Genomic DNA, 24,398 nt, shown 5'->3' on the forward strand with positions numbered 1-24,398 from the left:
ACAGCTCGCATAAACCATCTATTTCTTAATCAATTACATCATGATCTGTGGATTTAAATCTATTGAAATCTGCAGAAGATTTTGAGCCGTTTCTTTTTGATAATGCTCTAAAAGTGTACGTAAATGCTGATTAAGGTCCGGCTCTCGTTTGTATTTTATCAGACATTGATAACGATATCTATTGTTGATTCGGCTAATGGGCGAAGCAACAGGACCGAGAACGATAGAATCCCGATTCAATCGAGAACCTAAATAATTGGTTATTTTCTCAGTAACACTCACCGTCTTCATTAAGTCTTCATGAGAAACGGTTATAAGGACAACGTAATAATAGGGAGGATAATGACTTTGCCTCCGTAGATGCATCTCCCGTTCATAAAAAGCATCATAATCCTGCAAGGCAGAAAGCTCGATGCTATAGTGCTCAGGTGTATAGGTTTGGATGACCACTTCTCCCGGAAGCTGATGACGTCCCGCCCTTCCGCTGACCTGTGTCAGCAGCTGGAATGTCTTTTCCGAAGAACGGAAATCAGGCAGATGAAGCATAGTATCCGCTGAAAGGACTCCAACAAGCGTGATATTAGGAAAATCAAGGCCCTTGGCAATCATTTGGGTGCCCAGCAATATATCAGCCTTTCCTTCACCAAAGGCATTCAGCAAACGCTCATGTGAACCCTTTTTACTCGTTGTATCGACATCCATTCGTATCACCCGAGCATCAGGGAGAATTTTTGCAAGCTCTTCTTCAACCTTTTGTGTGCCTGTACCGAAGAACCTTATATGTTCACTTTCACATTCAGGGCAAACGGAGGGCATTCCCTCTTCAAACCCACAATAATGGCATTTCATTATATCATTAAAGCGATGATAGGTGAGTGAAATGTCACAATTAGGGCAGTTGATGACCAATCCGCAGCTTCGACACATCACAAAGGAAGAATGTCCCCGTTTATTTAGCATCAATACTGTTTGCTCCCCTTTTTCAAGCCGGTCTTTCAGCTTGGTGAAGAGCAGCTCCGAAAACATGGAACGATTTCCCGTCCTTAGTTCTTCCCTCATATCTACAATATCCACTGCTGGCAATGCATTTTTATTCATCCTTTGACTAAGGGTCAGTAATTTATAGACGTTTTTCTTGGCTCTCGCAAAAGATTCAAGTGTAGGAGTGGCGCTACCTAGAATTACCGGACACTGATAAGATTTCGCTCTTTCAATGGCAACATCCCTAGCATGATACCTTGGCGTTTCTTCTTGCTTATAGCTGGATTCATGCTCCTCATCAATGATGACCAGTCCCAGGTTTTCAAAAGGAGCAAACACGGCTGAACGCGCGCCCACCACAACTTTTACCTCTTTGCGGTGAATTTTCCGCCATTCATCATATTTTTCACCTACGGATAAACCGCTATGCATGACAGCGACCTGCTCTCCAAATCGTTCTTTAAACCTCTTCACCGTTTGTGGCGTCAAGGAGATCTCAGGTACCAGCATGATGGCTTCCTTCCCTTTTTCAATGACAGAGGCAATTGCCTGCAGATACACTTCCGTCTTCCCGCTCCCGGTCACACCATATAAAAGGAAGACATCATGTTCATCATGATTTATTTTCTCATGGATGGGCTTCAAGGCAGCTGCTTGCTCTTCTGTTAAAGTAAAGGGATTGGATTTTTTGAACACACGATTTTCATAAGGATCACGGTATATTTCCTGATCCATTTCCGCCAAGGCCCCTTTTGACACTAGGGATTTGACGGTACTGCTTGATGTGTTGATCAATTCAAGCAATTCCTTTAAGGGAACTGGCTCTTGATGTTCAATAAAGTATTGAAGAAGTTCCTGTTGTTTTTTTGCATGGCTGGAAATGGCTGATGCCATTTCTTTCAGTTCCTTAGAGGAAAGCAGGGATTTAATGACACGGACGGTCTTCTTATTAAGTCGGTTTTTCACATTATACACAAGCTCTAGATTGCCATTTTGTATTTCCTTTTGAAAAAGTGAGGCATTCTCCCCTTCAATCACTTCTTTCCAGGATAATGCATCATTCTTTCCGAAAAGACTTTGAATGAAGGGTGGGAGCTGATTCTTTTTATCTTCAATGACATTGATCACTTTTTCATACTTTGCTTTCATTGCTGCCGGAAGCATGGCCTGTAGGGCTGAAATTTTAAAACACATGGCCTCTTTGGTCAACCAGTCACCCAGCTGAAGCAATTCATCATTAAGGATGGGCTCCAAATCCATTGGTTCTTTTATATATCGTAATTTCGCAAAGTCGCTTTTAGCTTTTAATCCGGTGACGAACCCCTGCACCATTCTTGGACCGAATGGCACAATGACCCGCATTCCGGGCTTGATGACTAGGTTCCACTTTTCAGGTATACGATAGTCAAATTCTCGATCCGTTTGTTTAGCAGGTACATCCACTATGACGGATGCAATATCCATAAGACATCATTCCTTTTGCATGCGAGATACTTCTGCCAGGATGCTTTTAGCTATATCCGCTTTACTCATTTTTGGAAGTTCTGTAGCACTTCCATTTTTATCGTAAATGGTCACGATGTTCGTATCCGTACCAAATCCTGCCCCAGCGACGGTAACATTATTGGCAACGATCATGTCTGCATTCTTTTTCACTAATTTCCCTCTTGCGTATTCTTCAACATTGTTCGTTTCAGCCGCAAAGCCTACCAAAATCTGATGGGTTTTATTTTCACCAAGTTCCTTTAGGATATCCTTTGTACGTTCAAATTCAATTACATTTTCCCCTGGCTGCTTTTTCATCTTTTGAGCATGATAATTCTTCGGTTTATAGTCTGCCACCGCAGCCGTCATGATTACAACGTCACTGGAATCGAACTGACCGAAAACCGCTTCATACATATCTGCTGCCGATTCCACTGGTATTACTCTGGCCTTGGAAGGCGGCGTCAAGTTCACAGGGCCAGTGATCAATGTCACCTCAGCGCCCAATTCAATTGCCTGTTCAGCTAGGGCATATCCCATTTTTCCGCTGGAATGATTCGTCACGTAACGCACCGGATCGATTGCTTCACGAGTCGGCCCTGCCGTTATCAAATATTTCTTTCCTTTAAGAAGCTGAGGCTGTGATTTCCGTTCACCAAAATAATGAATGAGATGTGCCACGATCGTTTCCGGTTCCTCCAATCGTCCTTTTCCTACATAACCGCAAGCCAAATACCCTTCACCTGGTTCAATGAATTGATATCCGAACGTACGAAGTGTCTCCATGTTTTTCTGAACCGCCGGGTGGGCGTACATGTGCACGTTCATTGCAGGCGCCACCCAAACAGGTGCCACTGTTGCCAGAAGTGTGGTCGTGATCATATCATCCGCGATTCCATTGGCTAACTTGCCTATGACATTCGCTGTAGCTGGAGCTACTAGGATAATGTCAGCCCAATCAGCCAAGTCGATGTGGGCAATGACTGAAGAATCCTTCTCATCAAATGTATCTGTGTACACATCATTTCTCGAAAGTGCTTGAAAAGTAAGCGGCGTCACGAACTTTCGTGCCGATTCACTCATGATCACTTTAACATGCGCACCTTCTTGAGTTAATTTACTTGTCAGGGCAGCAGCCTTAAATACAGCAATCCCGCCGGTGACACAAAGAAGTACTTTTTTATCGATAAGCATGCAAATTTCCCCTAACTATACATTCTATTTTTATTAATTATGAACGATAACTGAAGATATTTCATTTGAAATGCGCAATAACTTATGGATTTCCTTAAACATTTCATATCTATGCCTGCTTCATCAATGGCATCGTTATCTTTGAGAAATCAAAACAAACAGGCCTGACACCTTGGCCGCAGGAAGGAAGCAACTTTCCAAATGTAACGCATCCTGTTTGCTTTAGGGTGTCAGGCCCGATGGGTCAAGCTTATTTGTTCTCTTAGTTTTCTTCGTAAGAATTATCGTAAGTCAATTTACCGGTATGAATTTCTTCTAGGGCACGACCTACGGATTTATGGGAAACCGGTTTGGCTATAAGGCAATTATCTTTAATTTGCATTTCCCTTGCACGTTTAGCTGCCACTGATACAAGCGAGTATTTAGAATCGATTTTAAGTAATAGCGAATCAATTGATGGATATAACATAGTTTATTCCGCCTCCAACATTTTTTTATATAAAACTGCAACTCTTTCCCGACGGCAATGCTCAGCAATTACAATTGCATTAATTCTGGCACATGCAGCATCCACATGATCATTTTCAACAACATAATCATAAAGATCCATAAGTTCTATTTCTTCCTTGGCCACTTTCATCCGTCCTTTTATCGCTTCCTCCGTCTCGGTTCCGCGAGTAACGATGCGGCTTTCGAGTTCGGTCAAGCTTGGAGGAGCAAGGAAAATGAAAAGTCCTTCAGGGAATTTCTCCCGGACCTGTTTAGCTCCTTGAACTTCAATTTCCAGAAATACATCTTTTCCGGAATCAATTGTTTCACGGACATAATCCACGGGCGTTCCATAATAATTCCCGACGAACTCTGCATATTCTAGCAATTTGCCTTCTGCGATCAATGCTTCGAATTCCTCGCGTTTTTTGAAGAAATAGTCCACTCCGTCAACTTCCCCATGGCGGGGCAGCCGTGTCGTCATCGAAATTGAATATTCAAATGCCGTTCCAGGCTGAGAAAAAATCGCCTTCCTTACTGTTCCTTTACCAACACCGGATGGACCGGATAAAACGATTAATAAACCTTTTTCTCTCATATTGTTTCAGTTACCCCTCTTCTACGCTGTCATCTCTATCTTGAAGCCGTGCGGCAACCGTTTCCGGTTGAACGGCAGATAAGATAACATGGTCGCTGTCTGTAATTATAACGGCCCTGGTTCTTCTACCATATGTAGCATCTATTAAGGATCCGCGGTCTCGGGCATCTTGGATAATCCTTTTAATCGGAGCAGACTCAGGACTCACGATGGATACGATCCGGTTTGCGGAAACGATATTGCCAAAGCCAATATTAATGAGCTTAATTGACATTTTTGTCCCCCATTCATATTTCTATTGTCACCTTGTTAGGTTCATCATAAACCGACTACTCGATATTTTGAACCTGTTCTTTTAATTTTTCAAGCAGACTTTTCATTTCCACCACATCTTTGGTAATGGCCGAATCATTTGCCTTTGATCCAATCGTATTAACTTCCCTATTCATTTCCTGGACAAGGAAGTCGAGTTTTCTTCCAATTGGTTCACTATGGGTAAGCGTCCTTGAAAATTGCTGTACATGGCTTTCGAGTCTGGTCAGTTCTTCGTTTATATCACACTTATCGGCAAAAATGGCCGCTTCTGTCACAATACGGCTATCTTCAATCAATCCTTCTGTCAACTCGGCTAGTTTGATTTCCAACCGGGCTTTATATTTCTCGACGACTGAAGGTGCATAGTTTTTGAGCCCTACAACAATCTCACCAAACTTTTCAAGCTGGTATTTCATGTCCAGGGCAAGTTCCTGACCTTCCAGAGTCCGCATTTTTTTCAGGTTTTCCAATGCCCCCATGACAGCCTTCAATAACAAGGCTTCCAAATCGGCAGGAACTGCAGGTACTTCTTCCGTCATGAAAATCGATTCAAGTTGCAGTAAATCCTGTAAGGTAATGGAACTTTCCAGATTGTATTTTCCCTTGGCTTCATCCATCAATCCCACATACTGATCAGCAAGCTCCCAATCGATCTTCACCTTTTTGGCAACCAGGCTCTCACCTTCCACCGTAATGAAGATTTCCACTCGTCCTCTTCTTATGTATTGATTCGCCTTTTTCTTCACCTTTTCTTCCAAAACCAAAAGCTGGCGCGGCATTCGAATCGTATATTCACAAAAACGATGGTTCACCGTCTTAATCTCGACAAAAACCTTGACCTGTTCGTTTTCCGCTTCTTCTCTTCCATAGCCCGTCATACTGGTAACCATGGTTCCACATCCTATCAAGCATAATGTAGTAATTTCGCGTTAACATTCATTATATATTAGCTACAGCATGAAAACTTTAGCTTACAAATAAAATACTACAAAAATAAAAAGGCAATAGAGCAAAACTCTACCACCTTAAAGATTATATCATATTTCATTGTGCTTTTCTTGCTAAAAAGGTTCCAGCCAGTAAAAAAGTTGGGATGGATGACATTCCTATTACCAATAGCCAATCCCTTCCTGAAATCGGTACAGTGTGGAAGATGGTTTGCAAAGGCTGCACATACATGACTGCTAGCATTAATAACAGAGAGGACAGTACTGCCCCCACTAGATAAAAATTACCGAATGGATTTCTCGAGAAGATCGAACGTTCACTTCTGCAATCGAAAACATGTATTAGCTGAGCTAGTACCAGGGTTGCAAACGCGATTGTTTGTGCATAAGCAAGGTTACCCGGATTTGCACGATATACCACATAAAATGCTATCAATGTAGAAATACCAATCAGAAAACCGCGTGAGATGATCTTCCAGCCAAGCCCTCGTCCGAAAACACCTTCGTTTGCATTTCTTGGATTTCTTTTCATTACATCTTCTTCTGGGGAATCCAGGCCCAACGCCATCGCAGGCAGACCGTCCGTAACAAGGTTCACGAATAAAATCTGGATTGGTATCAAAGGTAATGGCAAGCCACATAGCATCGCAAAAAACATGACCAAAATCTCCCCAACATTGGAAGCAAGCAAATAACGGATGAACTTCCTGATGTTTTCATAAATATTCCTGCCTTCTTTGATGGCCGATTTAATGGTGGCAAAATTATCGTCAACCAATATCAAGGAAGATGCTTCCTTAGCGACATCAGTCCCAGTTATACCCATTGATATACCTATATCCGCTGATTTTATCGCAGGTGCATCATTGACACCATCCCCTGTCATTGCGACGACATGTCCTTTATTTTGCAAGGCTTTTACGATTTTTAATTTATGTTCTGGGGAAACGCGGGCAAATACCGACACACTTTCAACAACTTCCTCAAGTTCCCCAACTTCCATACCAGCCAATTGCTTTCCTTCAAGTACACGGTCTTTTCCTTTTAAAATACCAAGTTCTTTAGCTATTGCCTTTGCGGTTATTACATGGTCACCAGTTATCATGACTGTTTTGATCCCAGCATCCCTGCATTCCTTAACTGCCTGCTTCACTTCTGGGCGGGGGGGATCAATCATGCCCTGCAGTCCCATAAAGGTCAAATTGCGCTCAGCTTCTGTTTCATGAAGTAAAATCGTTCCTTTGGGAAGGGGTTTATAACCAACAGCAATCATTCGAAGTGCCTGTGAGGCAAGCTCATTCATGTCCTGTTGCACCCTTTCCTTACTCTCGCGATTCAATATTTCCGACTTTCCTTCCCATAGAATCGTGTCACTCTGGGCGATCAATACGTCAGGGGCCCCTTTTACGATGACAAAATGATTATCTTTATCATCCTTCACTATGACACTCATCATTTTGCGGCTCGAGTCGAATGGAAACTCCTTGACTACCGTAAACCGCTTAGATAAGTGTTCCCTTGTCAAACCCGCTTTCATTGCCGCGACCAACATCGCCCCTTCTGTCGGATCACCTTCTAAAATATATCGTTTGCCATTCTCATTTAACTCAGCTTTGTTACAGAGCATGCCGAATGTAATTATTTGAAGCAAGGCATTTTGGTTTTTCGGAGCAACTGAAACTCCCTCTAAAGAAAACTCACCGACAGGATTATAACCAGTCCCGCCGACATCCCAAGTTTTCCCCCCACTCCAAACCTTCGTCACCGTCATTTTGTTTTGCGTCAGTGTACCTGTTTTATCTGAGCAAATTACCGTTGCACAGCCAAGCGTTTCTACTGCAGGAAGCTTGCGGACTATCGCTTTTTGTTTGATCATACGTTGTACGCCCAAAGACAAGGCTACAGTAACAATGGCTGGCAAGCCTTCGGGAATCGCCGCAACAGCCAAAGATACCCCGGCTAAAAACATCGTATAGAGGTCATGTCCTTGAATGACGCCAGTCAGCACCACGATCACGGTTAATATTAAAGCCGTGACGATCAAAATTTTCCCTAACTGCTCCAATCGCTTTTGAAGAGGTGTTTCTTTTGTTTCTGCAGTCTGCAGGAGGTTCGCAATCTTGCCCATCGCCGTATTCATTCCTGTAGCGATTACGATTCCAACTCCATTCCCTCTTGTAACCATCGTTCCCATAAAAGCCATATTTTCCTGATCACCGATACCTTCGACCTCATTCATCAATGGATCAGAACATTTAACAGCCGGGAGTGACTCACCGGTAAGGGCAGACTCTTCAATTTCAAGGCTTGAATGGTCGACGATCCGTAAATCGGCACCAATTCGGTCACCGCTCGAAAACTTCAGAATATCCCCCACAACAACTTCTCTCGAAGGGATTTTCAGCCAGTGTCCATCCCGAAGTACATTGACCTGCGGCGCTGCCATTTCCTTTAGGGCATCCAGGGATTTTTCAGCCTTCCGTTCTTGAAAAAAACCAAGTAATCCATTCAAAAAAACAATAGCCATGATGGCAATCGCATCGATATATTCGCCCAAAATCCCGGAGACTAAGGTCGCGGCAAGTAAAACTATGACCATGAAATCCTTGAATTGTGCGAAAAATAACAGAATGGCTGACTGTTTTTCACCTTCCTTCAATTCGTTAAAGCCATTCTTTCGCAGCCTGTCCTTTACTTCATCATCGTCCAAACCGTGTGTAACGTTTGTTTGAAGCGCTTTCTCCATTTCTTGATTATTCATTTTCCTGAACTCCATCAAGTATCACACATCCCTTTGAATAGAATGAAATAGGCTCCTGTATCCATCTCAACAGGCGCTCTCGCTTTACTCATCCAACAACACCTGCCCGCTTACCGATACATAAAACAACCTGCTCTTCTTCCATGATTATTCAGACTCGTCCAAAATAATGCTATAATTAAACAGAATTGCGGAAAGAAGAACGATCCGGATAATATAATGAATGGACAAACTTTGTAATTAATATCACGAATCTATTAAAATCGCATCCATTCAATATTCCTGAACTGCAACCCCAGCTTTTCACCCAGTTCAACTGAATTAGTGAATACAGTTAAAATGGGCCGATCCTGATACATCGATAACGCCCTGCAGAATTTAGTATCATAGAAAATCTTATGTAAAGGAAGTAAAAATAGAATGTCATTTGATGGATTATTTACGAAAGCGATGACGGAAGAAATCGCTTCTATATTAAAAGGTGGACGAATCAATAAGGTACATCAGCCTTATAAAAATGAAGTTATACTGGTTGTTCGTGCTGGAGGTAAGAACCATAAACTCTTATTATCAGCCCACCCAAGTTATTCAAGGGTGCAATTGACCGAAGAAAGTTATGAGAATCCTAAAGAAGCACCCATGTTCTGTATGCTTCTTAGGAAGCACCTCGAAGGCTATACGATAGAAGATATTTATCAATATGAACTTGATAGGATGATCATCTTTGAGGTGAAAGGCCGCAATGAGCTTGGAGATGTTTCCCAAAAGCAGTTAATCATTGAAATCATGGGGCGTCACAGCAACATTGTTTTAGTCGATAAAGAACGGAATATGATTTTAGATAGCATTAAGCATGTTTCCTATGCAGTGAACAGCTATCGGGCGATATTGCCCGGCCAGGAATATAAGGTGCCACCCGCACAAGAAAAGGATAATCCCTTCAATGCTACGGAGGACGATATCAGGAAGAATATTGACTTCAATGCAGGAAAACTAGATAAACAGCTTGTTGCCCATTTTTCAGGAATTTCACCTTTAGCTGCAAAGGAAGCCGTTCACCGGGCTGGATTGGCCAACAGCACCACCCTTCCATCAGCTTTTTCAGGGCTTATCCAAGAAATCTCAGAACATAACTATGCCGCGACGATCAAACAAGATGGCAATAAAGAAGTTTTTTATATGCTTTCACTAGAGCATCTGACAGGAAAACAGCGTACTTTTTCTTCATTAAGCGAGATGCTCGACCGTTATTATTTCGGAAAGGCAGAACGTGATCGGGTTAAGCAAAAGAGCCAGGATGTAGAACGTTTCATTACTAATGAAATGGAAAAGAACTCAAAAAAAATCGGGAAGCTTGAACGAACATTAAAAGATACGGAACGCGGGGAACAGTATCAGTTGTTCGGTGAGCTGCTTACAGCTAATCTATATCAAATGAAAAAAGGCATGAAGGAAATTGAAGTCGTCAATTATTATGATGAAGAACAAGGTACGGTCATCATCCCGCTTGATCCATTAAAAAATCCATCCGATAATGCACAAAAGTACTTCTCGAGATACCAAAAGTCTAAAAATGCAGTCGGTGTCGTTCAAGAGCAAATCGAAAAATCAAAATTGGAATTGGCCTACTTTGATGCCTTGCATCAGCAGCTCCAATCAGCTTCCCCCAAAGATATAGAGGAGATTCGCGAAGAACTTCAGGAAGAAGGCTACATCCGGCAAAAAAAGAAAAAAGGCATGAAAAAGCCAGCCAATGCAAAACCTCAGCTTGAAACATATTATGCTACCGATGGAGATCTCATTTTTGTTGGGAAAAATAATAAACAAAATGATTACCTAACGAATAAGTTCGCACGCCGTGATGAGATTTGGCTTCACACCAAAGATATCCCTGGCTCACATGTAGTGATTCGAAATGAATCACCAAGTGAAAAAACGATTAAAGAAGCGGCCGTATTAGCAGCTTTCTTCAGTAAAGCAAAGCAATCGAGCTCAGTGCCCGTTGACTTTACACAAGTTCGCCATGTTAAGAAACCGAATGGCTCAAAGCCTGGTTTCGTGATCTATGATCAGCAGCAAACCTTGTATATTACTCCAGATGCCGATATTGTCATTCGCTTAAAGGAAGAAGTAAAGGATTGAATGGTAAAAAAATAGAGGTGACCCAATCCTGAGTGATTGGGCCACCTCCATTTTCATGCTGAAATCCAAGCAGTATCTGCCGGATTCTCCCGCCATTTTTTTAGCTTTTCCAATTCATCTGCTGTGATATACCCTTTTTCATTTGCGACTTTTATCAAAGTCGAGTAGTCACTCAACGAATGGTTAGTGATACCCTCAGCATTGAATTTTTCTTTTCCCTTTTCCAATTCGTAAGTAAAGATCGAAACGACTCCAAGAACCTCACAGCCAGCTTCTTTTAGTGCGTTAACAGCAGTAATTACACTGCCTCCGGTTGAAATCAAGTCTTCCACAACTACAACTTTTTGTCCTGGAATAGCTCGGCCTTCGATTTGATTGCCCTTTCCGTGCTCCTTAGCTTTGGAGCGAACATAGCACATGGGTGCATTTAATTTTTCACTCACCCAAGCTGCATGAGGAATGCCGGCAGTTGCTGTGCCTGCGATCAGTTCAGCCTCAGGGAAATGCTGTTCAATCAATCCTTTCAACCCTTCCGCTATTTCCTTCCGGACTTCTGGGTACGAAAGGGTCAAGCGGTTGTCGCAATAAATCGGTGATTGAATTCCAGATGCCCAAGTGAAGGGGTCATTCGGCTGTAGGTACACTGCTTTTATTTCCAATAAATGTTCAGCTATCTTTTGATTTAACATGAAATTCCCTCCCAAGCTGCTTTCATATCCAAATAGGCCTTTAATGGATCTTTAGCTCCCGTTATGGCTCTCCCGACAACGATGGCATCCGCTCCAAAATCCCTTGCCTGTTCAGGCGTAGCAATTCTCTTTTGATCATGCGTCTGTCCACCTGCACTTCGGATTCCAGGTGTGACTGTTAAGAATTCAAGTCCGATGCGTTCATGTATGTTCTTTACTTCATGAGTGGAACAGACAACGCCATCCAATCCTGCCTGTTGAGTAAGCTTTGCATAATGGAGGACCGAGTCCTCCAGAGAACCGGCAATGTTTTGCTCAACGTTCATTTGTTCTTGCGACGTGCTTGTCAGTTGGGTAACCCCTATGCATAAAGGACGTTTTTTTCCAGCTGACGTTCCTTTATCAAGACCCTCCATAGCTGCTTCCATCATCTTTTGACCACCCGCAGCATGTACATTGACCATGTCAGCTCCTAAAGTTGCCAAGCCTGTCATGGCCATTTTGACCGTATTCGGAATATCATGAAGTTTCAAGTCCAAAAACACATCATGGCCTTGCTCTTTTACGTAAGAAATAATTGCTGGTCCATTCTGATAAAATAATTCCATCCCCACTTTTACAGCGAGTTTTTCGGAGGGGAACTGACTCAAAAATCTTTCCGTTTGAATGAGGTCCGGGAAATCAAGGGCGATAATTAGTGACTGCTTCATTCTGCTTCCAGCTCCTTCCGGTACATTCTGAAATATGGTCAAACCCAAGCTCATCCAACAATTTCGGTAATTCTTCGATGATGGTCGGGCATACAAAGGGATCCACGAAGTTGGCGGTTCCCACCGCAACAGCACTGGCACCTGCATAGAAAAATTCAATGACATCTTCTGCTGTAGCGATTCCGCCCATTCCGATTATTGGAATCGACACTTGCTGGCTCACCTCATAAATCATCCGGAGCGCAAGAGGTTTTATTGCAGGACCAGATAACCCACCCGTTCTGTTCGAAAGAATCGGCCTGCCGGTTTTTAAATCCAAACGCATGCCGACTAATGTGTTTATCATTGTCAACCCGTCAGCCCCGCCTTCTTCTACAGCTTTGGCCATTTCCACAATATTACTGACATTCGGTGAAAGCTTCACATATACAGGAACCGAAGATACTTCCTTGACCGCCTTGGTTACCTCTTTGGCAACTTCCGGTACCGTACCGAAAGCTATGCCTCCTTCTTTAACATTCGGACAAGAGATATTCAATTCGAGTGCCTTTACATTCCCCACCTTACTTATGTCACTGGCAACCTTTACATAGTCAGCTATTTGTGAACCCGCAACGTTAGCGATGATAGGGACATCATATCCACCTAACCAAGCCAGTTCTTCACTGATGACTTTTTCTAAACCTGGATTCTGCAGACCGATGGCGTTCAGCATTCCCGAAGAGGTTTCCGCAACACGCGGAGTCGGGTTACCGAACCTCGGCTCAGGAGTGGTCGCTTTAATCATGATCGCCCCAAGAATATCCAAGTCAAAAAATTGACTGTATTCACGGCCGAACCCAAAGCATCCAGATGCTGGCATGACTGGATTTTTCAAGTGTAATCCTGGTAACTCAACTGAAAGCCTGCTCATAATACCACCTCTCCTGCCCGGAATACGGGTCCATCGCTGCATACCTTTTTGTAACTGAAACCAGTTGGATCATCCCCTGTATGACATACGCAGGCAAAGCAAGCACCAATGCCGCACCCCATCCTTTCCTCGAGGGACAGGTAAAGCTTTTTTTCACGATAGCCCGCTTCCAATGCTTTTAGCATTGGTGTAGGCCCGCATGAAAAGATCGTTGCAAACTCCTGTTCCAGGTTGTCAATCACAGTCGTAACAAATCCCTTTGTCCCATATGAACCATCCACTGTGGCAATATGGGTATCACCTAATTCACTGAACTCTTCCTCGTAAAAGATGGCTGACTTGGTCTGGAAGCCCAATACATGGATCACCCTGACACCATTTGCAACCAACATTTTTGATAATTGATACAGGGGTGGGACACCAATCCCACCACCAACCAATAATGCCGTTTCGCCTTTTTTCGCTTCATGAACAGGGAATCCGTTGCCAAGGGGACCTAAGATATCGACCGCTTCTGCCTGTTTACGCTGTGATAACAGCGTCGTTCCTTTACCTTCAGCCCGGTATATCATCGTGAACTGTTTTTCACTGCTGTTATAAGAAGAAATTGAAATCGGGCGTCTTAACAATGGCTCTGTGCCTTCTGTTGTCTTGACTTGGACAAACTGGCCTGGTTGTTTCATCTCTGAAACCAGTTCTCCTTGAAGAGTAAGTTCAAAGATGGATGGGGCCAGTTCTTTATGAGTTAACACCTTCATTCTTTCCTTCTTGATCATATATGGCTCACCTCACGACTTTTTTCCGTTTTTCCCATTGCCTCTGCCGAGAAGGTCATGGATTCTATCACTCTTAAAATGGCCTCTGCCGTATCGAGGGATGTAAGGCATGTTACTCCATTCTCAACCGATTCACGTCGGATTCTAAAACCATCGCGTTCCGGCTGCTTCCCTTTGGTCAAAGTGTTTATGACGAATTGTGCTTCCCCGTTTCGGATAACATCCAAGAGGTTTGTGCCTTCTTCGCCAATTTTACCAACAATCGCAGTCGGTATTCCGGATTGCTCCAATAAGGCAGCAGTTCCGCTGGTGGCTATCAGCTTGAAACCGATATTATGGAAGCGTTTTGCTAAAAGAAGCGCTTCTTGCTTATCTTTATCAGATATCGTCAATAATACCGAACCATGCCCCTCAATCTTGAAGCCGGAAGCGACCAGCCCTTTATATAAAGCCTTTTCAAGTGTGCTATCTTTTCCCATTACTTCACCAGTCGATTTCATTTCAGGTCCGAGTGAAATGTCCACACCTCTTAATTTTGCAAAAGAGAAGACCGGAACTTTTACATAGACCCCAGTTTGTTCTGGCACTAATCCGGATTCATACCCCTGGCTTTTAAGTGAGTGGCCCAGGATGACCTTGGTTGCTAAGTTAGCCATCGGCACATTCGTAATTTTACTTAAGAATGGAACGGTTCGGCTCGAACGTGGATTTACTTCAATGACATACACTTCTTCATTGCTGATGACATATTGAATGTTCAAGAGACCAACTATATTCAAGCCTTTTGCCAATCTTGTCGTATAGTCTATGATTACTTCTTTTTGTTTTTCCGTTAGATTTTGAGGCGGATAGACTGCAATCGAATCACCGGAATGGACGCCGGCACGTTCGATATGCTCCATTATTCCTGGGATTACGACCGTTTCTCCATCGGAAATTCCATCAACTTCGACTTCCTTACCTGTTAAGTAGCGATCTATCAGGACAGGATGATCTGGATTTATCTTCACAGCATTTTTCATGTAATGCAGTAATTCCTCTTGTTTATAGACGATTTCCATCGCTCTTCCCCCGAGTACATACGAAGGCCTTACTAATACCGGGTAACCAATGTCTTCAGCAATGACGATCGCTTCATCAACCGATGTTGCGGTTTTACCCTTCGGCTGCGGAATGTCTAAATCCTTAAGTGCCTTTTCGAACTTATTACGGTTTTCCGCCCTATCCAGGTCTTCAAGTGAAGTACCAAGGATCTTCACTCCTCTTTCAACAAGACCATCTGCAAGGTTAATCGCCGTCTGTCCACCAAACTGGACAATGACCCCTTCTGGTTTTTCCAAATCGATGACATGCATGACATCTTCAAGAGTCAATGGTTCGAAGTAAAGTTTGTCGGAGATACTGAAATCCGTCGAAACTGTTTCGGGATTGTTGTTGATGATAATCGCTTCATACCCCGCTTCTTTGATGGCCCATACTGAATGTACTGTCGCATAATCAAACTCTACACCTTGTCCTATACGAATTGGGCCAGACCCCAGGACAATGACACTTTTCTTTTCAGTAACGATGGATTCATTTTCATCTTCGTATGTCCCATAAAAATACGGTGTTTCCGATTCGAATTCCGCAGCACATGTATCGACCATTTTGTAAACAGGGATGATCCCTTGTTGTTTCCGGTACTCATAGACGTCAATTTCGGGAACTTCCCAAATTTCTGCGATCGTTTTATCAGAAAACCCTAGTTCTTTAGCCTTTTGCAGAACTTCACGATCAAAAGAATGTTCTTGAAGCTCCTTCTCAAAGTCGATTATCTTTTTCAACTTGTGCAAGAAGAATAAATCGATCTGGCTCCATTCGTGAATGGTTTCGATCGTTTTCCCCCTTCTTAATGCTTCGCCGATATAGAATAATCGTTCATCTCCCGCTTTTCGGATCCGCTTCTCTATTTTTCCATCCTCAAACTCGTCATTCAATTCAAGATGGTATATACCTGCTTCAAGGGAACGTACAGCTTTTAAGATGGATTCTTCGAATGTACGGCCGATTGCCATAACTTCTCCGGTCGCTTTCATTTGTGTCCCAAGCCTGCGATTTGCGCTCTCGAACTTATCGAAAGGCCAACGCGGAATCTTCGTAACTACATAGTCTAGTGCCGGTTCGAAGCTCGCATAGGTTTTGCCTGTGACAGGGTTCATCATTTCATCAAGCGTTAAACCGACGGCTATCTTTGCTGCTAGCTTCGCAATTGGATATCCTGTTGCTTTTGAAGCAAGTGCTGACGAACGGCTGACCCTAGGGTTCACTTCAATGACATAATATTGATAGCTGTTCGGATCAAGCGCAAGCTGAACATTGCACCCACCTTCAATTTTCAAGGCACGGATAATCTTTAAAGACGTATTTCTAAGCATTTGATACTCTCTGTCACTTAATGTTTGGCTTGGTGCGGCAACTATTGAATCGCCTGTATGGACACCTACAGGGTCGAAGTTTTCCATATTACAAACGACAATTGCATTATCATTGGAATCACGCATCACTTCATATTCCACTTCTTTGCAACCGGCAATGCTCTTCTCAAGCAGACATTGGTGAACCGGACTGCTTTTCAGGCCACCCTCAACAATCTCGATCAGCTGCTCTTCGTTATCACAAATCCCACCGCCTGTTCCGCCAAGCGTGAAGGCCGGACGAACAATGACCGGATAACCGACTCGTTCCACGAATGTATAAGCCTCTGCCAAATTATGAATTATGTCGCTGTCAGGTACTGGTTCCCCAAGATCGTTCATTAGGGTACGGAAAAGGTCACGGTCTTCGGCTTGTTGGATAGCGGAAAGTTTCGTTCCAAGAATTTGCACATTGCATTCTTCAAGGATTCCTGCTTCGGCAAGCTCGACTGCCATGTTCAATCCAGTCTGTCCGCCCAGGGTAGGTAATAGTGCATCTGGACGCTCTTTACGAATGATTTTGCTGACAAATTCCAATGTGATCGGTTCGATATAAACCGCATCGGCCATTTCACTGTCTGTCATGATTGTAGCCGGGTTAGAGTTAATCAGGATCACTCGATAACCTTCTTCTTTTAAGGCTATACATGCTTGGGTTCCTGCATAATCGAACTCGGCGGCCTGTCCGATGACGATCGGACCGGAACCAATTACTAGGATGCTTTTTATATCAGTGCGTTTTGGCATGTTTTTTCCCCCTTGGTGTTTGCAGCTTCAATCATTTGTAAGAATTCATTGAATAAGTAGTTGGCGTCTTCCGGTCCTGGTGATGCTTCCGGGTGATATTGTACGGTGAAGGCCGGATATTTTTTATGGCGCAGCCCTTCAATCGTATCGTCATTCAATGCTGTATGTGTCACAATAAGATCAGTCTTTTTAATGGAAAGCTCTTCGACTGTGTATCCATGATTTTGAGATGTGATGGATATCTTCCCGGTACGAAGGTCTTTAACCGGATGGTTAGAGCCTCGATGACCGAATTTTAATTTTTCCGTATCCGCCCCGTTTGCAAGTGCGAATAATTGATGTCCTAAACAGATTCCGAATAACGGCACTTCCGTTTGGATTGTACGGATCATTTCAAGCGTTTCATGAACACTTTTCGGATCTCCAGGACCGTTTGAAAGCATCACACCATCTGGGTGATATTGCATCACTTCCTCAGCGGTAACGTTATAAGGCACAACCACGACATCACAGCCCCGCTTCGTTAACTCACGTAAAATCCCATGCTTCATGCCATAGTCTACAAGAACTACCCGCGGGCCTCTGCCCGGGCTTGAATAAGGTGTTTTTGTTGAAACCTGTTTCACTTGATTAGAAGGAATTACCGTTGCTCTCAATTGGGAAACAACCTCTTCGGCATCTTTATTGATATTGCAGAGCGCTCCTTTAAGTGCACCAGATTTCCTGATGATCCTTGTCAGCTTTCTCGTATCGATTCCGCTTATTCCAGGTATGTTCTTCATTTTCAGATATTCATCAAGAGATGATTGGTTTCGCCAGTTTGAAGGAAGTTCTGCTGTTTCCTTAACGACGAATCCTGATATCGCCGGATTTATGGATTCAAAGTCATCCCGGTTTATCCCGTAGTTCCCGATCAATGGATACGTAAGTGTAACGATTTGACCGCAATAAGATGGATCGGATAGAATCTCCTGGTATCCTGTCATTCCTGTGTTAAAAACGACTTCACCTATTTTTTCTACGTCCCCTCCGAATGCTTCCCCAAGGAAAACCGTACCGTCTTCTAAAATTAGTTGTCTTTTCATCCTTGAACACGTCCTTTTTCCCAAACTGTCTTTCCTTCTGCAATCGTCATGACTGGCCAGCCATAACATTTCTTTTCATTAAAAGGTGTATTTTTTCCTTTTGAAGCAAACTCTTCATTATTAATTCCTTTTTCCGTTTCCAAATCGATGAGCACGATATCGGCCGTAGCACCTTCCTTTAGCTCTCCATAAGGAAGCGAGAAACTTTCAGCTGGTTTGACCGTCAGGAAATCGACCAATTGCTTTAATGTTATGACGCCCTTTTTAACCAATTCGGTGTAAAGCAACGGGAAAGCCGTTTCCAATCCCACTATTCCGAAAGGAGCTAGCTGCATTCCCTGCGCTTTTTCATCAGCCGCATGCGGTGCATGGTCTGTTGCTATAAAATCGATTGTTCCGTCAAGCAGTCCTTCTATCAGCGCGTCCCGATCTTCACGCCCCCTTAATGGCGGGTTCATTTTATAATTCGTATCAAGTCCCGGTATATCATCTTCACACAATAATAAATGATGCGGTGTAACTTCGGCTGTGACACGAATACCTGCACGTTTGGCATCCCTCACCGTTCTAACCGATTCCTTCGTGGATATATGGCAAACGTGATAATGACAGTTTGCCGCTTCCGCAAGGAGGATATCCCGGGCAATATGTACAGCTTCACATACTGACGGAATTCCATTGATCCCCTGTTCCTTTGAGAATCTTCCTTCATGGACGGAGCCTTTATTGATCAAGCTATTATCTTCACAATGAGCGACTATGGCCATATCCTGTGCGGCTGCCCGTTTCATCGCTTTAAACATCATCCCGGCTTCTTGAATTCCTACGCCATCGTCCGTAAAGGCGAAAGCACCCGTTTGTTTTAATGAAGAAAAGTCGGTCAACTCCTTGCCGGCTTCCCTAATCGTTATGGATGCATAAGGGAGGACCCTGACATGCGCCGTTTCTTCAATTTTCCGGTTAAGAGCTTCAAGATTTTCCACTGTATCAGGAACTGGCCTTGTATTAGGCATTGCCGCTACCGTAGTGAAACCGCCTCTTGCCGCTGCAAGCGTTCCACTTGCGATTGTTTCCTTATGTTCACCGCCCGGTTCGCGCAAATGGACATGCAGGTCAATAAACCCTGATGTAATAAGTAACCCTTCAGCGTCAACAACCTTACAATTTTCCGTTGATAAGTTCTCGCCGATTTTTGTGATGACCTTTCCTTCTATTTCAATGTCTGCTTTTTTGAATGAATTTTGATTATCTAGCAATACTCCATTTTTGATTACAGTTTTCATGGTTGATTCCCCCTTCGGATTGTTCAAGCACATTTTTCAATACGGCCATTCTTATAAACACGCCATTTTCCATTTGTTTAAAAATTCTTGAGCGGCTGCATTCGACTAATTCACTGTCTATTTCAACACCACGGTTTATTGGTGCAGGATGCATGATGATCGCACCCGGTTTCATATTTTTTTCACGTTGTTTGGTCAGACCAAAATTCTCCAGATAATCTCCATTTGCCTGGTCGTATTTTTCGATATGCCTTTCATGCTGTATTCTAAGCAGCATGACTACATCCGATGTCGCCATCGCTTGATCGATGTCTTCATATCTTCCTAAACTGTTGGTTCTGTCAAACCATCCAGGCGGACCTGAAAATACGACATTCGCTCCTAAACGAGTCAATGCTTCTGCATTCGATTTTGCAACCCGACTATGCCTCACATCCCCGATTATCGCAATCTTCAGACCTTCGAAACTTTTAAACTCTTGTTTTATCGTCAATAAGTCAAGTAATGACTGGGTTGGATGATTTCCGCATCCATCCCCTGCATTGATTATCGGAATACCGATTTTCTCTTTCAACTCGTCAAAATAATTATCCTGCTCATGACGGATGATCAAGGCATTGACGCCTATTGCTTCGAACGTTTTAACAGTGTCATATAAGGTTTCCCCTTTTAACACGGATGATGTACCCGCATCAAAAGGAATGACCTCAAGACCCAGTTTTCTTTCAGCCATTTCAAAGCTTGATTTTGTTCGTGTGCTTGGTTCAAAGAACAGATTGGCAACTGTGGTCTGCTGTTTAGGATTCCAGCCAGATCCGTTGGCAAATCCTTCAGCCTCATGTAATATTTTTTCAATGTCAGTTATAGTCAATTCATTCATCGTAAATAACTTTTTCATCGATCCTGCTCCCTTCACATTTGTGATGCGGGGGATAAAAAAACACCCCGCCATTAAGGATAGGGTGTAGGTCATAAAGAATTGTGAGTACGAGGAATGGTTCATCATTTTATCCCGTTCTCATTCATCTTTATAGCAACACCCTTTTAAGCCTCTCTGGACTTCTTTTAAAAGGTGATCTATTGTTTTGATGCAGTTTCACTTATTTTTCAAAGATGTCTCCGGATATTTTTTCCCGGTCCGGAAGAATCAAGTTAAGAAGGATCCCGACGATGGCTGAAAGTGCCATGCCGGAAAGCGATACTGTTTCCGATAGTTGTACAAACGCGCCTCCGATTCCTAACACCAGTATGACTGAAGCTATCATCAGGTTTCTTTTCTTGTCAAAATCAACCTTATTATCAATCAGCATCCTTAAGCCACTTGATGCGATGATTCCGAAGAGTAAGATGGAAATGCCGCCCATCACTGCTGTAGGTATCGAGCTGATGACTGCTGAAATCTTACCGTTAAAGCCAAAGATGATTGCAGTTAACGCTGCCCCCCCGATGATATAAACACTAAATGCCTTTGTCATGGTCAGGACCCCAATATTTTCACCGTACGATGTGAGTGGTGGCCCACCGATTAAGGAACCAATCATGATTCCTGCCCCATCTCCTAAAATCGAGCGATGCAAACCGGGCTTTTCCAAAAAATTTCTTCCGACTACTTTGCTCAGTACCATCTGGTGCCCGATATGTTCTGATAAAGTGACGACGGCCACAGGGACCATGATCGCAATGACTTCCCATGAGAAGGTCGGTGTATAGGTTATATAAGGAAACATGAATTTCGGCATTTCCCACCATTGTGCAGATTTAATTGGTTCATAATCTATAATTCCCGCAACCGCTGAACAACTGTAGCCAACTATTATTCCCATTAATATAGGAATCAAGTTAATGAATCCCTTAAAGAACACGTTGCAGATGATGGTTACCGCTAAAGTTATTAGCGCTATTATAATATAAGTGACACTGTAATTTTTTTGCGGATCATACATAGCCATGTCCACGGCCGTTCCAGCGAGGCTTAACCCGATTACAATGATAACTGGGCCAACCACAACCGGAGGAAGCAAATTCATTAGCCAGCGCAATCCTACTTTTTGGATAATCAAAGCTACTATCCCATATATGAACCCTGCTGCAAAACAGCCGATCATGGCCGCTTCCGGTCCTCCTAAAGCCTTTGCCGCGATGATTGGCGTAATGAAGGCAAAAGATGAACCGAGATATGCAGGAATCTGACCTTTGGTAATCAATAAGTATGAAAGTGTTCCTAATCCGCTTGAAACCAGTGCTACCGCCGGGCTTAACCCAACCAAGAATGGAACCAGTACCGTTGCTCCGAACATGGCGAACAAATGCTGGATGCTTAACGTTATCCACTGGCCAGCCTTTGGCACGTCCTCGACATCCAGTACGATGTCCCTTTTTGTTTCTTCCATTTCCGAATCCCCCTCATGAAAATTGCATCAAGACTGCAAAAACCCTCTTTGCAGTTATACAAAGAGGGTTTCTCAGAAGGCGGAATGCCTATACATAGACACAACTCTCCCGATTGACTCCCTTTGCCAGCCTCTCTGGACTGTCTTTAAAAGGGTTATGAAATTTTCATGTTGTTTATTTTTCTAATATAGTGACTTGATCTATTTCATCTACTTCTGTTAAAGTAACTGTAATTTTTTCAGATTGGGAAGTCGGAACGTTTTTTCCGACGAAATCCGCACGTATCGGCAGTTCCCTATGTCCCCTGTCAACTAATACCGCGAGCTGGATTTGCGAAGGTCTTCCCAAATCCACCAGAGCATCCATTGCTGCTCTAACGGTTCTGCCGGTAAAAAGAACATCATCCACTAAAATCACTTTCTTGTTGCTGATATTGACCGGAATGTCTGAACCTTTTACTACGGGTTCCCCATCATTGGACTTTTTCGAGAGGTCATCGCGATAAAGTGTAATATCCAGTTCACCCAGCTCTATTTCCTTACCTTCTATTTGATTGATGCGCTTTGCAAGCCGGTCGGCGAGGAAAATCCCGCGTGTACGGATCCCGATTAAGACGCAATTTTCAATACCCTTATTTTTTTCAATAATTTCATGGGCAATTCTCGTCAAGGCTCTGCTAATGGCCTGTTCATCAAGTACTATGGCTTTCTCATTCAACATGTCGGCCACCCCGATTCCCTATTTCTGATTGGTTTTCTTCAATAAAAAAATCCTCATGCCAAGAAGGCATGAGGATTTTATCGCAATGGGTAGAATTATCCCAATTTGCGCATCCGTTTCCTTCTCAGTCTCTCTGAACTGTGTTAAAGGTTCTTATTAAGTTGTTATTATAATATATCAGAAAAACGTATTTGTCAATCCTTACTTCTACGCAATTGATTAATTAGATTTTCAAACTCTTCCGGAATCGGAGCTTCGAACTCCATATACTCATTTGTACGTGGATGAATGAAACCCAGAAGACCAGCGTGCAATGCTTGTCCATCTAATTTCAGGGTCTTTTTCGGACCATATTTCGGATCTCCGGCAAGTGGGAACCCAATGTATTTCATGTGAACACGGATTTGATGCGTCCTGCCTGTTTCAAGCTGGCATTCCACCAAAGTGAAGTCTTTGAAACGTTCAATGACCCGGAAATGTGTAACAGCATTTTTGGAATTTGAATCTGTGACAGTCATGCTTTGGCGATCCTTTTTATCCCGGCCGATCGGTGCATCAATTGTTCCGAAGTCATGAGGGATCACTCCATGAACTACAGCTTGATACTTACGGGTAACCGTTTTGTCAACAAGCTGCTGCACAAGTTTTTCATGTGCCATATCATTTTTTGCAACCATCAATAGACCTGATGTATCTTTGTCGATTCGATGGACGATTCCAGGTCGCATCACACCGTTGATACCAGAAAGATCGTTGCAGTGAGCCATCAAGCCATTTACAAGCGTGCCTGATACATGTCCAGGTGCTGGGTGGACGACCATACCGCTCGGTTTATTAACCACGAGTACATCAGCATCTTCATAATAGATATCCAAATTCATTTCCTCTGCTACTGCATCCAATTCCTCAAGTTCAGGAATCGTCACTTCGATCGTATCGCCAGGAACAGCTTTGTAATTCGTCTTTATAGCCGAGCCATTTACTAAAACATGGTCATCTTTAATCCATTGCTGGACCTGAGTACGTGACCATTCCTCATTCAAAGTGGAAAGAGCCTTATCAATCCTAACTCCTTTTAGTGTTTCATCGATGCTGTATAACCTTTTATCCATTATCTTTCTCCTTAGCTTTTTTTTCTTCTAAAAACATATGAATCACGAGCAATCCGACACCAATTGAAAGCGAAGCATCAGCAACATTAAATACCGGGAAACTGTAGCTGAAAATATAGGTATGAACGAAATCCACTACTTCCTGACGAGCAACACGATCGATGAAATTACCAATCGCACCGCCTAGCATGAGAGCAAGTGCAACTCCAAGCAAACGGCTTTCCTTCGCCATCTTCTGAATATAATAGACAAGTCCAATAATGACAGCGATGGTGATGATGTAGAAAAACCACATTTGACCTTGTAGAATTCCCCATGCTGCCCCACGATTACGATGCGAGGTGATATATAGAAGGTTTTCAATAATTTCAATGCTTTCTCCGTACTCCATTTTTTGCACAATCATCCATTTTGTCAGCTGATCGAAAGCTATGACCAAAAGGGCTATTAAATAATAAAACACACTTTTTCCCCCAAACTAATCAAATCTTCACTTTTGAATTGTAGCATAAACTAGAAATAATAACTAATACGAAAAACAGAAGTCTGTTTTTTATAGTACGGATAATATTGGATAATGAAGAAAAAGTCAACATTCCCTAAT

The 24,398-nt window shown here is 43.0% G+C and carries 20 protein-coding genes; 1 reads left to right on the plus strand and 19 read right to left on the minus strand.

Annotated features, from left to right (window positions below; translation table 11 throughout):
* Window positions 1–33: 33 nt before the first annotated feature.
* From priA to AC1DVK_RS00640, 7 genes are all read right to left on the minus strand, one after another.
* A complete protein-coding gene (gene priA / locus AC1DVK_RS00610; protein ID WP_061462361.1) occupies window positions 34–2,445 on the minus strand; it encodes a primosomal protein N' in 2,412 nt (803 codons plus the stop codon).
* Between the two features lie 6 nt (window positions 2,446–2,451).
* Window positions 2,452–3,660 (minus strand): bifunctional phosphopantothenoylcysteine decarboxylase/phosphopantothenate--cysteine ligase CoaBC, encoded by a 1,209-nt coding sequence (coaBC, locus tag AC1DVK_RS00615; protein ID WP_410860263.1) that lies wholly within the window; start codon window positions 3,658–3,660, stop codon window positions 2,452–2,454.
* 262 nt (window positions 3,661–3,922) lie between these two features.
* Window positions 3,923–4,129, minus strand: coding sequence for a DNA-directed RNA polymerase subunit omega (gene rpoZ / locus AC1DVK_RS00620; RefSeq protein WP_089362426.1), 207 nt, complete (start codon window positions 4,127–4,129; stop codon window positions 3,923–3,925).
* A 3-nt stretch (window positions 4,130–4,132) separates the two neighbouring features.
* Window positions 4,133–4,747: a guanylate kinase gene (gmk, locus tag AC1DVK_RS00625; protein ID WP_061462358.1), complete on the minus strand. Its 615-nt coding sequence runs from the start codon at window positions 4,745–4,747 to the stop codon at window positions 4,133–4,135.
* A gap of 10 nt (window positions 4,748–4,757) precedes the next feature.
* Window positions 4,758–5,021, minus strand: a complete 264-nt coding sequence (gene remA / locus AC1DVK_RS00630; protein ID WP_034313813.1) for an extracellular matrix/biofilm regulator RemA — start codon at window positions 5,019–5,021, stop codon at window positions 4,758–4,760.
* A 55-nt stretch (window positions 5,022–5,076) separates the two neighbouring features.
* On the minus strand, window positions 5,077–5,952 hold the full coding sequence (locus AC1DVK_RS00635; protein ID WP_061462357.1) for a YicC/YloC family endoribonuclease: 876 nt from the start codon (window positions 5,950–5,952) through the stop codon (window positions 5,077–5,079).
* 154 nt (window positions 5,953–6,106) lie between these two features.
* Entirely contained in the window at window positions 6,107–8,785 is a 2,679-nt protein-coding gene (locus tag AC1DVK_RS00640; protein ID WP_089362502.1) for a calcium-translocating P-type ATPase, SERCA-type, read from the minus strand.
* Between the two features lie 405 nt (window positions 8,786–9,190).
* Here AC1DVK_RS00640 and AC1DVK_RS00645 point away from each other — a divergent pair, with 405 nt between their 5' ends.
* Window positions 9,191–10,912, plus strand: a complete 1,722-nt coding sequence (locus tag AC1DVK_RS00645; RefSeq protein ID WP_477625662.1) for an Rqc2 family fibronectin-binding protein — start codon at window positions 9,191–9,193, stop codon at window positions 10,910–10,912.
* Window positions 10,913–10,965: 53 nt separating this feature from the next.
* On the opposite strand, the gene pyrE is transcribed toward AC1DVK_RS00645, so the two are convergent.
* The 12 genes from pyrE to lspA all read right to left on the minus strand — a co-directional run bounded on the left by pyrE (window position 10,966) and on the right by lspA (window position 24,257).
* Window positions 10,966–11,601, minus strand: a complete 636-nt coding sequence (gene pyrE, locus AC1DVK_RS00650; protein WP_061462355.1) for an orotate phosphoribosyltransferase — start codon at window positions 11,599–11,601, stop codon at window positions 10,966–10,968.
* Complete coding sequence (gene pyrF / locus AC1DVK_RS00655) at window positions 11,595–12,311, minus strand: orotidine-5'-phosphate decarboxylase (RefSeq protein ID WP_061462354.1); 717 nt, start codon at window positions 12,309–12,311, stop codon at window positions 11,595–11,597. The genes pyrE and pyrF overlap by 7 nt, the downstream gene beginning before the upstream one ends.
* The gene (locus AC1DVK_RS00660; protein WP_477625663.1) at window positions 12,283–13,224 is read right to left on the minus strand and encodes a dihydroorotate dehydrogenase; all 942 of its coding nucleotides are present in this window, start codon (window positions 13,222–13,224) and stop codon (window positions 12,283–12,285) included. The genes pyrF and AC1DVK_RS00660 overlap by 29 nt, the downstream gene beginning before the upstream one ends.
* Window positions 13,221–14,000: a dihydroorotate dehydrogenase electron transfer subunit gene (locus AC1DVK_RS00665; RefSeq protein WP_089362424.1), complete on the minus strand. Its 780-nt coding sequence runs from the start codon at window positions 13,998–14,000 to the stop codon at window positions 13,221–13,223. Before AC1DVK_RS00665 ends, AC1DVK_RS00660 begins: the two co-directional genes overlap by 4 nt.
* Window positions 13,997–17,203, minus strand: coding sequence for a carbamoyl-phosphate synthase large subunit (carB, locus tag AC1DVK_RS00670; protein WP_410860261.1), 3,207 nt, complete (start codon window positions 17,201–17,203; stop codon window positions 13,997–13,999). The genes AC1DVK_RS00665 and carB overlap by 4 nt, the downstream gene beginning before the upstream one ends.
* Entirely contained in the window at window positions 17,182–18,288 is a 1,107-nt protein-coding gene (locus AC1DVK_RS00675; protein WP_061462350.1) for a carbamoyl phosphate synthase small subunit, read from the minus strand. Before AC1DVK_RS00675 ends, carB begins: the two co-directional genes overlap by 22 nt.
* Complete coding sequence (locus AC1DVK_RS00680) at window positions 18,285–19,571, minus strand: dihydroorotase (protein WP_477625664.1); 1,287 nt, start codon at window positions 19,569–19,571, stop codon at window positions 18,285–18,287. Before AC1DVK_RS00680 ends, AC1DVK_RS00675 begins: the two co-directional genes overlap by 4 nt.
* A complete protein-coding gene (locus AC1DVK_RS00685) occupies window positions 19,534–20,469 on the minus strand; it encodes an aspartate carbamoyltransferase catalytic subunit (protein WP_089362420.1) in 936 nt (311 codons plus the stop codon). Before AC1DVK_RS00685 ends, AC1DVK_RS00680 begins: the two co-directional genes overlap by 38 nt.
* A gap of 202 nt (window positions 20,470–20,671) precedes the next feature.
* Window positions 20,672–21,961: a solute carrier family 23 protein gene (locus AC1DVK_RS00690; protein ID WP_089362419.1), complete on the minus strand. Its 1,290-nt coding sequence runs from the start codon at window positions 21,959–21,961 to the stop codon at window positions 20,672–20,674.
* Window positions 21,962–22,136: 175 nt separating this feature from the next.
* The gene (pyrR, locus tag AC1DVK_RS00695) at window positions 22,137–22,682 is read right to left on the minus strand and encodes a bifunctional pyr operon transcriptional regulator/uracil phosphoribosyltransferase PyrR (RefSeq protein WP_061462346.1); all 546 of its coding nucleotides are present in this window, start codon (window positions 22,680–22,682) and stop codon (window positions 22,137–22,139) included.
* Between the two features lie 194 nt (window positions 22,683–22,876).
* The gene (locus AC1DVK_RS00700; protein WP_410860259.1) at window positions 22,877–23,794 is read right to left on the minus strand and encodes an RluA family pseudouridine synthase; all 918 of its coding nucleotides are present in this window, start codon (window positions 23,792–23,794) and stop codon (window positions 22,877–22,879) included.
* Window positions 23,787–24,257: a signal peptidase II gene (gene lspA / locus AC1DVK_RS00705; RefSeq protein ID WP_061462344.1), complete on the minus strand. Its 471-nt coding sequence runs from the start codon at window positions 24,255–24,257 to the stop codon at window positions 23,787–23,789. Before lspA ends, AC1DVK_RS00700 begins: the two co-directional genes overlap by 8 nt.
* Between the last annotated feature and the right edge of the window lie 141 nt (window positions 24,258–24,398).

Source organism: Peribacillus sp. P4_B1 (genome assembly GCF_056402395.1).

Bases quoted from the DNA above. Each gene is read 5' to 3' on its own strand.
- priA (WP_061462361.1), bottom strand. From the start codon at position 2,445: ATGGATATTGCATCCGTCATAGTGGATGTACCTGCTAAACAAACGGAT.
- coaBC (WP_410860263.1), bottom strand. From the start codon at position 3,660: ATGCTTATCGATAAAAAAGTACTTCTTTGTGTCACCGGCGGGATTGCT.
- rpoZ (WP_089362426.1), bottom strand. From the start codon at position 4,129: ATGTTATATCCATCAATTGATTCGCTATTACTTAAAATCGATTCTAAA.
- gmk (WP_061462358.1), bottom strand. From the start codon at position 4,747: ATGAGAGAAAAAGGTTTATTAATCGTTTTATCCGGTCCATCCGGTGTT.
- remA (WP_034313813.1), bottom strand. From the start codon at position 5,021: ATGTCAATTAAGCTCATTAATATTGGCTTTGGCAATATCGTTTCCGCA.
- AC1DVK_RS00635 (WP_061462357.1), bottom strand. From the start codon at position 5,952: ATGGTTACCAGTATGACGGGCTATGGAAGAGAAGAAGCGGAAAACGAA.
- AC1DVK_RS00640 (WP_089362502.1), bottom strand. From the start codon at position 8,785: ATGGAGTTCAGGAAAATGAATAATCAAGAAATGGAGAAAGCGCTTCAA.
- AC1DVK_RS00645 (WP_477625662.1), top strand. From the start codon at position 9,191: ATGTCATTTGATGGATTATTTACGAAAGCGATGACGGAAGAAATCGCT.
- pyrE (WP_061462355.1), bottom strand. From the start codon at position 11,601: ATGTTAAATCAAAAGATAGCTGAACATTTATTGGAAATAAAAGCAGTG.
- pyrF (WP_061462354.1), bottom strand. From the start codon at position 12,311: ATGAAGCAGTCACTAATTATCGCCCTTGATTTCCCGGACCTCATTCAA.
- AC1DVK_RS00660 (WP_477625663.1), bottom strand. From the start codon at position 13,224: ATGAGCAGGCTTTCAGTTGAGTTACCAGGATTACACTTGAAAAATCCA.
- AC1DVK_RS00665 (WP_089362424.1), bottom strand. From the start codon at position 14,000: ATGATCAAGAAGGAAAGAATGAAGGTGTTAACTCATAAAGAACTGGCC.
- carB (WP_410860261.1), bottom strand. From the start codon at position 17,203: ATGCCAAAACGCACTGATATAAAAAGCATCCTAGTAATTGGTTCCGGT.
- AC1DVK_RS00675 (WP_061462350.1), bottom strand. From the start codon at position 18,288: ATGAAAAGACAACTAATTTTAGAAGACGGTACGGTTTTCCTTGGGGAA.
- AC1DVK_RS00680 (WP_477625664.1), bottom strand. From the start codon at position 19,571: ATGAAAACTGTAATCAAAAATGGAGTATTGCTAGATAATCAAAATTCA.
- AC1DVK_RS00685 (WP_089362420.1), bottom strand. From the start codon at position 20,469: ATGAAAAAGTTATTTACGATGAATGAATTGACTATAACTGACATTGAA.
- AC1DVK_RS00690 (WP_089362419.1), bottom strand. From the start codon at position 21,961: ATGGAAGAAACAAAAAGGGACATCGTACTGGATGTCGAGGACGTGCCA.
- pyrR (WP_061462346.1), bottom strand. From the start codon at position 22,682: ATGTTGAATGAGAAAGCCATAGTACTTGATGAACAGGCCATTAGCAGA.
- AC1DVK_RS00700 (WP_410860259.1), bottom strand. From the start codon at position 23,794: ATGGATAAAAGGTTATACAGCATCGATGAAACACTAAAAGGAGTTAGG.